The sequence below is a fragment of the Parabacteroides sp. ASF519 genome (assembly GCF_000364265.2).
In the GTDB taxonomy this organism is placed as follows: Bacteria; Bacteroidota; Bacteroidia; order Bacteroidales; family Tannerellaceae; genus Parabacteroides; species Parabacteroides goldsteinii.
Window position 1 is genome coordinate 5900501 of the sequence record NZ_AQFV02000006.1, and the last position, 16322, is coordinate 5916822.

Annotated in this window: 10 protein-coding genes and 1 tRNA gene; 1 reads left to right on the forward strand and 10 read right to left on the reverse strand. The window is 40.1% G+C overall.

Features of this window, described 5'->3' with window-relative positions:
- Positions 1-30: 30 nt before the first annotated feature.
- The 10 genes from C825_RS23695 to panC form a co-directional block, all read right to left on the reverse strand.
- Positions 31-1854, reverse strand: coding sequence for a RagB/SusD family nutrient uptake outer membrane protein (locus C825_RS23695; protein WP_007654073.1), 1824 nt, complete (start codon positions 1852-1854; stop codon positions 31-33).
- A gap of 19 nt (positions 1855-1873) precedes the next feature.
- On the reverse strand, positions 1874-5062 hold the full coding sequence (locus C825_RS23700; protein ID WP_010800444.1) for a SusC/RagA family TonB-linked outer membrane protein: 3189 nt from the start codon (positions 5060-5062) through the stop codon (positions 1874-1876).
- A 741-nt stretch (positions 5063-5803) separates the two neighbouring features.
- A complete protein-coding gene (locus C825_RS23705) occupies positions 5804-7015 on the reverse strand; it encodes a hypothetical protein (protein ID WP_010800445.1) in 1212 nt (403 codons plus the stop codon).
- Between the two features lie 26 nt (positions 7016-7041).
- Positions 7042-9873, reverse strand: coding sequence for a hypothetical protein (locus C825_RS23710; RefSeq protein WP_010800446.1), 2832 nt, complete (start codon positions 9871-9873; stop codon positions 7042-7044).
- A gap of 240 nt (positions 9874-10113) precedes the next feature.
- A tRNA-His gene (locus tag C825_RS23715) sits at positions 10114-10190 on the reverse strand.
- A gap of 97 nt (positions 10191-10287) precedes the next feature.
- The gene (gene folD / locus C825_RS23720) at positions 10288-11184 is read right to left on the reverse strand and encodes a bifunctional methylenetetrahydrofolate dehydrogenase/methenyltetrahydrofolate cyclohydrolase FolD (protein ID WP_010800447.1); all 897 of its coding nucleotides are present in this window, start codon (positions 11182-11184) and stop codon (positions 10288-10290) included.
- A gap of 18 nt (positions 11185-11202) precedes the next feature.
- On the reverse strand, positions 11203-12528 hold the full coding sequence (gene ffh, locus C825_RS23725) for a signal recognition particle protein (protein WP_007654088.1): 1326 nt from the start codon (positions 12526-12528) through the stop codon (positions 11203-11205).
- 78 nt (positions 12529-12606) lie between these two features.
- A complete protein-coding gene (locus C825_RS23730) occupies positions 12607-13929 on the reverse strand; it encodes an MATE family efflux transporter (RefSeq protein ID WP_007654089.1) in 1323 nt (440 codons plus the stop codon).
- Between the two features lie 117 nt (positions 13930-14046).
- Positions 14047-14397, reverse strand: coding sequence for an aspartate 1-decarboxylase (panD, locus tag C825_RS23735; RefSeq protein WP_007654090.1), 351 nt, complete (start codon positions 14395-14397; stop codon positions 14047-14049).
- A gap of 154 nt (positions 14398-14551) precedes the next feature.
- The gene (gene panC, locus C825_RS23740) at positions 14552-15394 is read right to left on the reverse strand and encodes a pantoate--beta-alanine ligase (protein WP_007654091.1); all 843 of its coding nucleotides are present in this window, start codon (positions 15392-15394) and stop codon (positions 14552-14554) included.
- 100 nt (positions 15395-15494) lie between these two features.
- Between panC and C825_RS23745 the strand changes: the two genes are divergently transcribed.
- On the forward strand, positions 15495-16313 hold the full coding sequence (locus C825_RS23745) for a glycogen/starch synthase (protein WP_044215231.1): 819 nt from the start codon (positions 15495-15497) through the stop codon (positions 16311-16313).
- Positions 16314-16322 lie beyond the last annotated feature (9 nt).

Sequence of the window (16322 nt, forward strand, 5' to 3'; positions counted from 1 at the left end):
ATTTAGATTCTTTTCAAGTTATACAGAATATTACCATCCCTGATTTTGCCAAGAGACTCCCGTTGTTGACTCCAAACGGGACACTTCGTCCAATGGTAATGGCAATAATAAATCTCTATTCTGATATCCACCACGTGGATTTGTAGATATATTATATCGTTGATAATTGAACGAGCCATCATTATTTTTTGTAATTCTCATTCCTGTCAACCACTGGCATGTAGCATTCAAATTACCTTCAGGCTTCTGCCAACGACGTAAATCAAAATACCGAACCTCTTCCCAAGCTAATTCAACGCGTCGTTCATTATGAACACGTAAAATCATTTCATCTTTCGACAAACCGGCTGGCAACGCAGGCATATTTACACGAGCCCTTATCTCATCCACGGCAGCTTTGGCTTCTGCCAAATGCCCTGATTCTGCTGCAGCTTCCGCATAATTCAGAATAATTTCTCCTAACCGGAAAAATTTCCAGTTTGAATTATTTATTTGATTTGTATTTGAAGCCTGGGGAGTAACTAATTTCCTATGATAATAACCAGTACGACTATGAGCTCTGTCAGACGGATCCAAACTCATTCCATGTCGGCCATTCACATAAGTTTCAACAGTAAATACTTCTCCATTATTCCAGATTAAAGAATCACCATTACATAAAACTGTTGCTGTCAAACGCGGATCACGATTTTCATACGGATTTTTAGGATCATATATTTTATTATCTGGATTATAATTCGGTTGCATATGCTTTTCGTCCAAATAAGGTTTAGCCAAATCCAGTATAGGCTGCCCATCTATTGTTTCGAAAGCATCAACCAGCTCCTGAGTAGGACATGTTCCACATTTATAAGTACCATCCATAGAACTTCCTATATAACCGACATGCCATACGAAAACACCTCCGGCACGATGTTGCCAAATTGTTTCTTTATCACGTGGTTCTGCTGAATAGTCTGCATTTTGACAAACCAACTGATGAAAAGCAGCAGCGTCATATGTTCCAAATGTCGAAGGATTAGTACATGTGGTAAATAATGCATACCCATTCTTTTTCAATTCCTCTACAGCCTGTTTATTCATCTGATATGCTTCTTCCCAATGATCTTCTCCTGCATTAAACAAAGGGCTGGCTGCAAACAACATCATTTTAGATTTAACAGCCCAAGCTAATGCTTTAGTTGCCCGCATTGCTTCATCTTCCGTTGTAATACGCCAGGGTAGTTCCGCACAATTGAGACCGGCATCACAGTCTTCTGCTATAAATCGGGCAACATCATACACGGCTTCTCGTTTCAATGTAGAAAAATCAGCATCAAACGCTATGGTTTTATCCACAATAGGAACTTTGCCAAACCATTTAACCAACTCTGAATAGAAAAAAGCACGCATAACGTGTGCCTCTGCGGTAAAACGGGCACGTTCTGCTTCACTATTTACAGCCGCAGTCCCTATATTTTCCAAAAACTGGTTGCACAAACGTATTTGTTGCCAATATCTGGACCAATAAGCATTATTAGCTGCACCATGTCCATCGTGCATATCTCTTATCGGATGGGAAGACGCTGATTCATTCGCATTATACATTGATTGAATACTTGTTCCCTGTACTTCTTCCGAAGACCACCCTTCATCACTACAAGCTGTCACTAAAGGATCAAAAAACCAATAAGCATATCCCTTTTGAGGAATATTATTATAACAAGCATTCAACAAAGCACCTACTTTATCCGGGTCTGCATATATTTCCTCCATAGTGAGCGTTCCATCAGGAGCTACATCCAGGACATCAGAACAAGAATTCAATGTTCCCAACAGAACAATTGAAGATATTAAGAAATATGTTAGTTTCATATAACTCTCCTTTCAATGATTAAAATGTCACATTAATACCAAAATTCATCATCTTAGTAATCGGATAATTAAGCTCTGCACTTTGCTCCGGGTCAATTGCATCAGTTTTCATGGCCTTCCATGTCAATAGATTATTCCCGTTTACATAAACTCGTGTACTATTAATTCCGACTTTTTTCAAAAGTTTTTTAGGCAATGTATACCCCAGTTCTATATTCTTCAAACGCAGGAAAGAACGATCCAAAATAAAGAAATCATTTGCCTTCTGGCTAGTTCCGGGTGAGGATGCCAAGGCTGGATATTTAATTTCTTCACCATTAGCATAACGTTCAGCAGTCCAAGCCTGCAAATGATAATCACTGTAGAAACCAACCAAACCGAACTCTGTAGCTCCCCAACCAGTATATACACGGGATGCTTTAGCTATACCGGAAAACAAAAATGAAAAATCAAAATTCTTCCAGTTTACAGAACCAGAAAAGCCATAAGTAATACGAGGTATATCACTATACTTGATCGGAGCCTGGTCCTTCTCATCAATTACACCATCTTCATTTATATCCACATAAAGAAAATCACCCAAACGAGGAGTTCCTCCTACCTGATAAGTAGCCAAAGCGTTGTCCAGTTCTTCTTGTGTATTAATATATCCATTACCATTACTATAGTCTATTTTATATCCGAAACACTGTCCTATACTGTAACCTGTACTTCTGTAACGATATGCATAATCAGCCGTTTTTTGTGCTTCATCCATAAAACGTTGGGTATTCTTATTATACGCGAAATTTCCCTTTACAGTAAATGACCAATCATCGTTTAATCGCTTATTGTAAGTTGCCTCCAACTCATATCCATGATTATCAATACGTCCCATATTGACTTTTGGCAGATTACCAAGTGCTACTCCCTGAATTTCAGGTACTGTACCACGAGATATCAAAACTCCTTCACGTTTTTCCTTAAAATAATCAAAAGTTAAAGACAGTTCATTAAACAACTGTATGTCAACTCCATAATTCTGTTTATAAGCAATTTCCCAACTTAAATTGGTATTTCCTAATTTCCCTTGTGAAATGGCTTGCCCACGTCCTAAAGAAGGAATAACTCCACCACCACTCGTAATGTTACTTATATACAAGAAACGTGTACTACCTAATTTATCATTACCCACTTTACCATAAGAAGCACGTAACTTCAAATTAGAAATAGTCTTATTATCTTTCAGGAAACTTTCATTACTAGCCACCCAACCTGCGGAAAAAGCAGGAAAAAAACCAAAACGATGTCCTTTTGCAAATTGCTCGGAACCGTTATATCCAATATTTACTTCAGCCAGATAACGAGAATCATATCCATAAGTAGCACGCGCTGAAACACCTAACATATTATAAGGTAAATCTGCTGCATATTCCTGCCAATTATCACGTTGAACCAGAGCCATCCCTGTGACATCATGCACTCCAAATTTCCGGGCATAATTCAATGAATACTGCATATTCATATAATAGTTGGTCGACATAGACTTTGAGAGAGAAATAGCATTATTTTCATTCGTTCTCACTTTTGTATAATAAGATTGGTCTTCCGCCGTTCTGGCAACCGACACACCATAAGCATCATACGATCGGACTCCCTGTAAAGTAGTCACAGCTTTTGAGTCAAAAGAAATCATAAATTTATTACTAAGTCCTTTCGTTATGAAATCTAATCCCCAATCCACGATTAACGATGAATTCAAATTAGTATTCGTTTCCTGCTGATACCCTCTACGGTTTATTTCCCCATAAGTATTGCGGTCCTGACCAGACTGATTAACAACCTCACCAGCCGGAACAGATGTTCCATCTATCAACGTATAACCCTCTTGAGTCAGTGGTCCCGGATCTGTCGGAGGTGTTCCCCAAATATAAGCCCTCATATTTTCAATCATAGCAGCGACACTTCCTCCAAAAAGAGTTTTTGTTTGTGGAGTATTTACCTTTTCCAAGTAAGAAGCCAGATTCAAAGAAAGCTTTAAATTTGAAAGTACTTTATAATCCAGGTTTGCACGAAAATTATAACGATCCGATTTATAACTCGGATCATATCCCAGATCCTTCTCCGATTCCGTGCGGAATTGGCCTCCTTGCCCCAAATAAGCAACATTCATGAAATAGCTCAATTTTTCTGTTCCTCCACTCAAATTCACGTTAACACGAGTTTGAGGAGCCCATTTTTTAAAAAATTCACTATATACATCCCTATCCGGATAAAATACAGGATCTTTACCAGACCTATACATATCGATCATATAATCGGTGTAAGGTAAATCCGCTTCAGAATATCCATCATTGCGAAACGCCTGATTACGTAACTCAGCAAATTCCCAGGAGTGAATACGATCTGCCTGGGCAGTAAATTGCTGCAAACTATAATCCGCAGAAATACTTAATTCTGTTTTTCCTACCTCACCACGACGTGTGGTAATCATTATAACACCATTAGCACCACGAACGCCAAATACTGCAGTAGCAGATGCATCCTTTAATATAGATACGGAAGCAATTTCATTCGGGTCTAACGTAGAAATATTATCACGTGGCACACCATCTATTAAAATAAGAGGATTTGCTCCATTTGTCGTACTGGCCCCACGTAAATAAAATGTAACATCATCTCCACCCGGTTGTCCGGATGTCTGCAAAGCGGTTAATCCCGGTAGACGTCCAGCCAAAGCGGTTGACAAATTCGCAGCAGAACTTTGTTTCAGTTCTTTCGTCTGTATTGCAGCGACTGCTCCGGTTACAGACACTTTCTTTTGGGAACCGTATCCAACCACTACTACTTCTTCCAGTGTTTCTGTATCTTCAAGCAATGTAATAGATACAGATTTCTGGCTCCCTGCCTTTATTGTTTGTGTCACATATCCAATATAGGATACACGCAACACAGACTGTGGAGTGACTTTAATGGAAAATTTACCATCTGCATCGGTAACAGTTCCGTTTGTAACACTTTCCATAATATTTACACCAATCAACGGGAAACCGTCTTTATCCAAGACAATACCTGTTAATAGCGAAGTTTGTTGTTGAACTCCTGCCTTTTCGTTTTTTTCCGGTATAACATTAGATTTTTCCGAATACCCATAGAAAGGGGTTAACAACAATGAGGTGATCAGCAAAGCTGATTTGCCTCCTAATTTTGTTAATCTGACATTTTTCATAAAAGATTAGCTTATTGTACATTATAGTAAGCAAGCTTAATAACAAAGTATATACACAATTATTCACGTGCATTTGAGAGATTCACAAGTTCTCATTTTTGACAAAATCAAGAATACTCATTTCAGAAACAGTTCAACATCTTTACTTCAATTTTTACCCTAAAATTCTTATGAAAGGGTAAAAGATTCAACAATTTTCGTTTACATATCGCAATAAAAGTTTGTATTATTATCATAATTAACCGAATTCTAGCCAAAGAATACTTCGGCAAAGACATAAAGATTTCACTACGGAGCAAAAACCATGTTTTTACTCCGTTCAAATGACGATTTAACAAAAAACAAATAGGATTTTTCAGGATAAAGAAGCTTATTTTTATCCTGTTTCTTTATATATAGGGATGGATGATTTACAAAGGATAGTCAAAATAGCACTTTTCAAAAGCACTAACCAAATACAAGATTTTATTATAGAATAATATAATTGACAAAAAGATTTGTCAATTATACAGGTTATAACCTGTATAATTGACAAAAAGATTTGTCAATTATACAGGTTATAACCTGCGTTTTTTCGATTTCATTAATCTGTTTCATCTGTTCTACACGGTATATATTTTTACTAATATCAAAGGAACAAATTCTTTTTTTATTAAATATTAAAAAAATGATTTTTCAAGTTTCATTTTTGACAAATACATCTGATATAAATATTTCTTATTTCAAATGCATTCCCAATTTCTATTTTTCCAACAAATAAATCAATATATCTCCGGGAGAGATTAATAAAGTAGCTGTATACGATTCAGCAGAAACAAGACTTCCGTCTTTTAATACACGTTTCACGGAGGGATCTGCATAAAAGGTAAGCTCCATTGTATCCATCAGACTTCTGTTTACAATAGCAAGATATTTCTTACCTCCATTTTCCAGCAATGAAATAATGGTTCCATATCCATGTGTATCCAAAACCTTCACCTTTTCAGGAAGAGTGGTCAAACGTGTCGTACCTCTCGGTATAACACTTCCTGTATGTCTGACCGACAAAACTTTTGCCCCCAAAAAGATTCCGGCAATTGATCTGATCTCGGCATTCATATCTTTCACCAAATCATAAACTTCCGTTCGCTTACCATCCAAACCAATCGGTCCGTGTTGATAATCATAAAAAGAATCACCAGCCGGTGTCCAATAAGTAAAATACTGTAACCCTTGGGCTCCATAAACCAGATTACTATATAGTTGTAACCGTAAAGAAGCGCGTGTCGGAACAGGATATGGTCCATGTTTGGTAGCAAGAGCAAACGCCCAGAAATCCTTACCGATTTTCCTTGCTTCATCTGAGAAATCTTCCAGATTTTCATACCATTCAGCTTTCAAAACATTATCTCCAAGAACCGGATAATGGTCGAAAGAAAGAAATGGTAGAGGAACCTCTTTATTAAAACGGGTAATATATTCACGATAATTCTGAACGCCCAAAAACCTCAAATGCTCCTCACCTCCTGTCGGAAATAAGTTCAGATAGCAAAATTTGCGATTATCTACAGCTTGTATTCTTTTAGCCCAATCACCTAGCGCTGCAAAATCTGTAACAACAGGCTCATCCCGTAAAAAATAACCTGCGACCGCCGGATGTTCCATAAATTTCCGAACAGTTTTTTCTGGTTCTTTACGTAACTCAGGACAAGCTATTATTAGCTGCACACCTACTTTATGTGCGGCGTCAAGCGCTTTTTCCACTTCTTCCAAACTTGAATACTCACTAAAGTTTATAGTAAATCCTGCCTCTTTCAGTTCCTTGAAACGCTCAACGGTCGCTTCATTTGCCCTTATGCCATACCAGGCTACTATGGGTATCTGTGCCGATAAATCCAATCTTTCCTGTGCTTGTCCTATTCTTGTAAACAGTAACAATAAAAAGATCATTCCCAATACGAAATAATGTTTCATAAAATATTTTTTACTAATTATCCTTCTCATTTCAAACTAAGATCCAACCTTTTTCCTGCATAAACTGGTAAAATCATCAGGGTAAGACGATGGTCAGCCACCGAACAATTAATTTTTTTACCATTAAAACGGACTTCAGCTTTTTTCACATGTGCAGGAAGAGGTATGCTTATTTTACCCTCACCGGCAACATACATCTGATAGCGGGACATATCATTATCTACAGGCGAAAATGTTAAATCCACGGGGGTATCTGCAAATTTATAATGAGTTCCGTCAAGAGTAATTTCATTACACTGCTGTCCTGAAAATGCAATCAGCTGTTGACCGTCTAAACGAAAGCCTAAAGATAAACGTCCTACATATGATACCTCATGCCCGTTAATTTTTGCCTGTTTCAATTCTATCCGATCTGATGGAAGAGGATTTTCAAGCAATACTTTTTCATCATCTTCCTGATTTCTTGAGAAACCTCCAAACCAACTTTCAGCATGTGTACGATAATGTGCTACTACCATGGTTGTTGAATTCGGGAAAGAAGAAACAAAATATTCACCAGTCCTTGAAAGATACGACGGATTATCATTTACCACAAACTTTCCGGTAGAAGGATAAGCATTACAAGCATTTAGTATTTCAAACAAAGTACGGGTTTCATACCCCAGGCTTGCCGATTGGTCATCACGTGGACGGAAACCACAATAACAAGCAATTCCTCCATCAGGATATTTAAGCATTGTCCCAACCACTTTCTTGTCTGAATAAGCTATAATCTCCGCATTAGAAACGGGAGTTACCGGATAAATCCGGTCCACAATAAAATCTGTCAGGATTGACTGATCCGGAACATCAGACAAACTCCCGGAAAAATCAATCATTTTCCCGGATGCAATTTCCCCCATATAACAATCATGGTTATACTGAGCTCCAAACAGTTTCTGCCACTGCCTGGTACAATTTTCCCCACTTTTATCGATCAGAGGCGGAGTACTGAACCAAACAACCTTTCCACCAGCTTTAACAAAACGTTCCATCATATCCAGTAATCCTTTTTCCGGTAACGGCTCAAACATAACAACCAATGTTCCGTACTTTTTTTCTGCGACCTGGATATGTCCGTCCGATTGTACAGTTCCCATTTCAAGCAATTTATCAGTTGTCAGATAATTTGCATATCCATATTGCGTCATCCAACTTCCAAAACGCGGTTCCACAGCAACCAAATTCATCGGATAAAGAATCAACACTTCAGTATCGCGGTGCACATTTCCTGTCATTAAGCGGATTGGCTCACTCGGACTGGCACCATACGCATAATTTATAGCCATTTTACGTTCCAGAGCTTTATCCGGCATTCCCCAAGCTGCTGCATAGGCATTCGGATATTTATTGATAACACCTATGGATGCAGCCATTGCCGCCCCGTAATAATTACGGTCACTCCAACCACCTTCAGCAAAATCATTACCGGTCGGTTGCAGATATTCACTCCATTTAAAATAATCATAACAAGCAGCAGACGCCTGATGTACCGTATTACCCCAGATAAAATTGGATGTATATTCATATTTATAACGATTGCCATATAGTTTCTCACAATTCCAATAGTCTATCGTAGGACTCTGTGCCCATGATGCATGCGCCGACGTACTCAATTCATGCCCAAACAGCTTTTCACCATAATCTTTCGCATTTTTGAATAAGTTGACTACATCATCATTCAACATTCGATAATAACGGTCACGTAATAAAAATGTACGATGTATTGCATCCGGTGTTTCTCCCAAAACATATTGAATATTGACAACAGCATCAGTTGTAGGACGGAACATCGGAGCTCCGTACGCAAAATAGAGCATGTAGCGATCATCAAATTTCTGGTTATACTTCTCTTCATAGCGACATGCCATATTTTTAGTCAGATAACGTTCTGCAAACTGACCTTCTTCGTGATGTCCAAAATAAAACCAATCTTGTTGAATATGCATTTCATCAGAATACAAGGAAGTCAGATTTACTTTTTTATCATGGTACTTCTTTAACAAGTTACTCAAGAAAGCCGGAGCTTCCGGATCAAAGTAATCCATTTCCTGAGTTTCATATTCTAACATAACCATAACCCGATCAAAACCTGCACATTGGATTCCATCACCATAGATACGTAAGCGCTTCATCGGAATTGTTCCCTGATCAGATCCATTGATAGAATCAATCTCCTCATATTTCACATTTTCCAATAAAACAATATCATCCGGATTTACAGATCGCATAGATGTAGATACCACCTTTTCTTTAAAAGCATAAGCCTTTACACCTTTAAGTTTTACCGGAGTTTGTCCCTTATTATTCGTCCAAAACAACTGCTGCCACATCTGCAAGCTGAATTGTCCTGTACGGGGATTCCTCAATCCGACTTTATAAGCAAGCCAACGACCGCTGTTACCCGTTTGATTTTTATATGCCAAACCCAATTCAAGCGGACTAAGCAGGCTCAAACAAAGTCCCATATCCTGTTTAGAGACAAAATCGCTGACAACTTTTATTTTATCAACATATTCATCCATATCAGGAGTCAAATTTCGTTCCGTATTTTTATCTGTACGATATTGACGGAAAAATTCATCAAACGCAATAATCAGTTCTTTCGATCCATAACTCTTTCCTCGTTTACAAACATCACGAAGACTTTCCAAACGAGAATCATACCCCAACGAATTATCTATTTTTTTATCAGGATCTGTTAAATCGTTTAGTTGTTGATCACTTGTCAGAATAATTGTTTGTGCCTCAACAGAACTGGTTATCAAGGTAATTCCCACAAACAAATTTAAAATCCATTTTACAATTGTGCTTCTCATAATTTAAAAATTTAATTAATTTGAATATTACACAACAAAAATAGGACTCCTTTACTGCTAACAATTCACAAATCTGACATTTATGCCTACAATATTGACACATGAATATTACAACAAATGTTATTCATATTTTGGAAAAAGTTCGGTATGATCCGGAAATAATAGGATACTGGGTAAGTTTTTTACTAAATGGACATAAAAAAAGCCACCCTGTAACAGGATGGCTTATTTTTTCTATCTTGGGGTGAACGATGGGACTCGAACCCACGACCCTCGGAACCACAATCCGATGCTCTAACCAACTGAGCTACGCTCACCATTTCAGTCTCGTTGAGTATTTCTCTTTAAGACGGTGCAAAGATAGATGTTTTTTCTGATTCCGCAAGCGTTTTCAAAGAAAATTATACAAATATTTTACTTGTAAATCGCTTTCTTCCCGGCTAACAGCGTGTTACGCATCAAAGAAATGATTGTCATAGGACCAACACCTCCCGGAACCGGCGTAATATAAGAACATTTAGGAGCGACTTCGTCGAACTTTACATCACCGGTCAGCTTATAACCGCTCTTGGTTACACTACTCGGCATACGGGTAGTGCCAACGTCAACTATTACGGCACCTTCTTTCACCATATCGGCTTTCAGGAATTCAGGAACACCCAAAGCAACAATGATGATGTCAGCGTTCAGGCACATTTCTTTCAGATTCTTTGAACGGCTGTGACAAACAGTTACCGTGCAGTTTCCCGGATAATTTTTCTGCATCATCAGGGTTGCCATCGGTTTACCGACAATATTGCTGCGTCCCAGGACTACGCAATGTTTGCCGCTTGTTTCGATTTCATAACGTTTCAGCAATTCCAGAATACCGGCCGGAGTGGCAGAAACAAAACAAAGAAGACCGATCGACATACGTCCCACGTTGATCGGATGGAATCCGTCAACATCTTTACGGTAATCGATCGCCTCAATAATCTTTTGCTCTGAAATATGTTTCGGAAGCGGAAGCTGCACAATGAAACCGTCTACATCCGGATCGTTGTTCAGTTCGTCTACCCGGCGAAGCAACTCTTCTTCGGTCACATCGTCCTCATAGCGAATCAGCGTCGATTTGAAACCGATTTCTTCACAAGTTTTTACTTTACTGGCCACGTAGGTTTCACTTCCTCCATCATGACCTACCAGAATAGCTGCCAAGTGGGGAATCTTACCTCCTGCAGCTTTGATCTGGGCGACTTCTTCCGCCATCTCTTTCTTCATCTGAGCAGAGACGGCTTTTCCGTCCAGTAATTGATAATGATTGTCTTCCATAATATATCTCTTTAGTTTTTATCTTCTAAACGATGGGAATTTCTTACTTCCCGGTTTGGCAGCGGTAAGCATGCGCATCATCTTACGAGTTTCATCAAACTGCTTGATTAGCTTGTTTACCTCCTGGATAGTCGTTCCGCTACCTTTGGCGATACGCTGACGGCGTGAACCGTTCAGGATAGCCGGATTAACACGTTCGTCCGGCGTCATGGAATAGATAATCGCTTCGATGCTCTTAAAGGCATTATCGTCGATATCGATATCTTTCAAGGCTTTACCAACACCCGGAATCATAGAAGCTAGTTCTTTCAGGTTACCCATCTTCTTGATCTGCTGGATTTGGGAAATGAAGTCGTTGAAGTCGAACTGGTTCTTAGCAATCTTCTTCTGCAAACGTTTTGCTTCTTCTTCATCGTATTGTTCCTGGGCACGTTCTACCAAAGAAACGATATCACCCATACCGAGGATACGGTCAGCCATACGTTCCGGGTGGAAAGTATCCAGTGCATCCATCTTCTCACCGGTTCCGACAAACTTGATCGGTTTATCGACTACCGTACGGATAGAAAGGGCGGCACCACCACGGGTATCACCATCCAGCTTAGTCAGAACTACGCCGTCGAAGTCAAGACGTTCGTTAAATTCTTTGGCTGTGTTCACCGCATCCTGTCCGGTCATAGAGTCGACAACGAACAATGTTTCGTCCGGTTGGATAGCACTTTTGATAGCGGCAATCTCTTTCATCATCTGCTCGTCGATCGCCAGACGACCCGCCGTATCGACAATCACTACATCGTTACCCTTGGCACGGGCTTCGCGGATAGCGTTCATCGCAATCTCTACCGGATTCTTGTTTTCCAGCTCCATATAAACAGGAACACCTACCTGCTCGCCGACAACACGCAACTGTTCGATAGCCGCCGGACGGTAAACGTCGCAGGCAGCCAGCAACGGCTTCTTGTTTCTTTTGGTTTTCAACATATTGGCCAGCTTTCCGGAGAAAGTGGTCTTACCGGAACCCTGTAAACCCGACATCAGGATAATAGCCGGATTTCCACTCAGGTTAATATCAATAGCCGTTCCTCCCATCAGGCTGGCAAGTTCGTCGTGAACGATCTTAACCATCAACTGGCTGGGTTTAACGGAAGTAAGTACATTTTGTCCTAACGCTTTTTCTTTTACCGTATCGGTAAATGACTTGGCTACTTTATAGTTTACGTCGGCATCAAGAAGGGCTTTGCGCACATCTTTCAGTGTTTCAGCCACATTAATCTCGGTGATCTTGCCTTCACCTTTCAGCAGTTTAAACGATCTGTCTAACCTTTCGCTTAAATTTTCAAACATATTCGTATGTGTATTTATTTTTTTCTTTCTAATTTCTAACGTAATAGGGTGCAAAGGTAAGAAAAAGGATGTAAACCTCTAAATCTTTTTATTCTGCCAAGCTGCTTTTTTCAAATAAATTACACTTGCCAGCAGCAGTCCGGTGTAATAAACAACTTCGGTCAGAAAACAAATAGCAACCGGAAGATGTAAACGCATCCCTGCCACATAGATAAACAATGTATAAAAGACAAGTGTCACCAACTCCATCGCAAAGGCAGAACGGGTATTTCCCGTACCTGTCACACCATTAAATACGATATTAGCGACAGCCGCTATCAGCAAGGCTCCGGCAATCACATAAAGCGAAGGTATCGAAGCATGTATCAAAGAGGCGTCATTCGTATAAACCGACAAGATAGCCGATGGGAAAATACAAGTGATAAAAACACATACAGCCACAATACCCAATGAGATATAAGAAAGCCGCCGGATAATCGGGATAACCTGGTCGGTATGCCCGGCACCAATGCTATTACTGACAAAAGAGTTGGTTGCCGTGGATAAAGAATTAACCGGAATCAACAGAACGATATACACACTGCGCACAATATTGGCAATCGCTAACTCCCGTTGCCCCAGATGCTCCACGGCTACAAAAAGCATGAAATAAGTGCTCAACGATATAAAATACTGTAACATGGTAAATATAGAAATACTTAACACCCGTTTCAGCAACCTGATGTCGAACGACCGGAATTGATTCAATGCATATTTCTTTATATCCACCGTCAGACGGGTATAAACCAAAAAGAAAACAATCGACACCCCCTCTGCTATCACCGAGGCGATAGCCGCCCCTTTGATACCCATTTCAGGAAAACCACCTTTCCCGAATATCAACAGGTAGTCGAGCAGCACATTCGTCAATGCCATCACTACAGCATTCAAGGTCAATACCTTTGTCCGGGTTATACCGATAAACAGCGCCCGGAACATCACATTGACGAAAGAGAAAAAGAATCCGAACACACGCCAGTCGAGGAACTCTTCCGTTGCTCCCAAAATCGTATCGGAAGAAATCATGAACCGCATAATATCTTTAGCAAAGAGACGGGAGAAAGAAAACATCACAGCCGCCAGTGCCAACAGAAAAAATACCCCCTGTATCATGACCGGTCCTACATCACTGTACCGCCGTTCACCATTTCTGCGGGCCATCACAATCTGAGACCCCGTACTGAATCCGAAAGCAATCGTAAACACACAAATATAATAGAGCCCACCCATCGCGGAGGCTCCCAATTCAACTTCCCCTACCCTTCCCAGGAAAGCCGTGTCGGTCACATTAATAATGTTCTGCGCCAACAAACTCAGAAAAATAGGATAACTTACATTCCAGATTTGTTTGTTCGTATACATATTCTACTCTTATTATTTTCTAAATGGGGAAACACAAGACCATAAAAAAAGCCCGCCAGCAACCGGCGAGCTTCTTTATTGTTGTTTAAAAACATTCTAAATGCTGCTACCGATGCTCTATATCAGTCTATTTGTTGCTGTATCGGGAAACACAACAGCCGGTTTAAATGTTTTGGCTTCTTCAAAATCCATCATGGCATACGACATGATAATGATGATATCGCCAGGCTGTGCCTTGCGGGCTGCTGCACCGTTCAGACAAATCACGCCCGAACCGCGTTCGCCTTTAATGATATACGTTTCAAAACGTTCACCGTTATTGTTATTCACAATAGCCACCTTCTCATTGGCAATCAGGTTGGCGGCATCCAACAAATCTTCGTCGATAGTGATACTACCGATATAATTCAGATTAGCTTCCGTTACCGTCACCCGGTGAATCTTTGATTTAACTACCTCTATAAACATCGTTTTCTGTATAATTTGATTACCATTAAATGTCCCTCAAACGAAAGTAGGGTCTTTTGCATTTAAAATAAGGGACTTTTGTTTTCAAAATAAGGGACTTTTAAACTCAAAAGTCCTGACTTTTTTTCGAAAAGGTAATCACCTTATTTATCAGCTACTTATACTTTATATTATCAATCAGGCGAACTTCACCGCAATAGACCGTGATACAGCCGACTGCATAATCGGTATCCGACCAGTTTTTGATCGACTCCATGGTGTTTCCGTCTACGATTTCATAATATTCCACCCGCATAACAGGGTCGGCATTAATCGTATTCACAACATAATCAATAACCTCCTGTACGCTTTTTCCGGCTGCAAAGTTAGTACTTTCTTTTAACGTACGTGCTATTAACGGTGCTTTTTGACGTTGTTCCGGTGTTAAACGAACGTTACGACTGCTTAAAGCCAACCCGTCGTCCTCACGCAAAATCGGGCAGGCGTTAATCTTTACAGGGATATTCAACTGTTTTACCATGGCACGGATGACAGCGATCTGCTGGAAGTCTTTTTCTCCGAAGTAAGCATTATCCGGCTCTACGGCATAAAACAGCTTGCTGACAATCTGGGCCACCCCGTTAAAATGTCCCGGACGGCGCGCCCCTTCCATCACGGCCGAGACTGTTCCGAAATCAAATGTGCGGGTATCCGGTTCAGGATACATCTCCGCCTCTGTCGGAGCAAAAACATAATCACAACCGGCCGGTTCCAATAATGCACAGTCCTTATCCAACGTGCGAGGATAAGTCGCCAAATCATTTTTGTCGTTAAACTGGGTCGGATTTACGAAAACGCTGACAACGCACACATCGTTTTCTTCCACGCAACGCTTAACCAGGCTCAGGTGTCCGTTGTGTAATGCTCCCATGGTGGGAACAAAGCCTATTTGCTTGTTATGCTGCCTTTCTTCGGCAAGATAACGCTTCAATTCTTGAATGCTGTTTACTATTTTCATCTTTTTAGATGCTTATTGACGGTGCAAAGCAAATAAATAATTACGGTAAATGAAAGAAATTTATTATCTTTGTGCCGTCTTTATAAAACTAGTTTACAGAATGGATGCAAAAAAAATCTTGTTTATAGCTCAAGAAATAACACCCTACCTTCCCGAATCTGAGATTGCAACAATATGCAGGAATCTGCCGCAAGGCATTCAGGAGCGTGGTCGCGAAATCAGAACTTTCATGCCTAAATTCGGAAATATCAACGAGCGACGCAATCAGTTGCACGAAGTGATCCGCCTGTCAGGTATGAACCTTATCATTGATGATACGGATCATCCGCTAATCATTAAGGTAGCATCCATTCAGGCCGCACGCATGCAGGTGTACTTCATTGATAATGAAGACTTCTTCCAGCGTAAACATACTGTCAGCGATGAAGAGGGAAACGAATACGAAGATAACGACGACCGTTCTATCTTCTATGTACGTGGAGTACTGGAAACAGTGAAGAAACTTCGCTGGATACCAGATGTGATCCACTGCCACGGATGGATATCTGCACTGACTGCATTATACATAAAAAGAATGTATGCAGACGATCCATGTCTTAAAAATGCAAAAATAGTCTATTCTATTTATAATGATGATTTTAAAACACCGTTAAGAAAAGAACTGGCTCAGAAGCTGAAAACAGACGGAGCCAAAGACAGCGACCTGAAAGGTATTAAGGCTGATACCAGCTTTGTCGGCTTGACGAAACTGGCTATCGATATGGCTGACGGTGTGATACAAGGTAGTGAAACGATCAACCAGGATGTACTGGACTATATTGCAACCAAGAAAGATACTCCGTTCCTTCCTTATCAGTCGCCGGAAACTTATATGGATGCATTCAACGAATTTTACGATGTCGTATTAGATTCTAAATAAGTGAGAGAA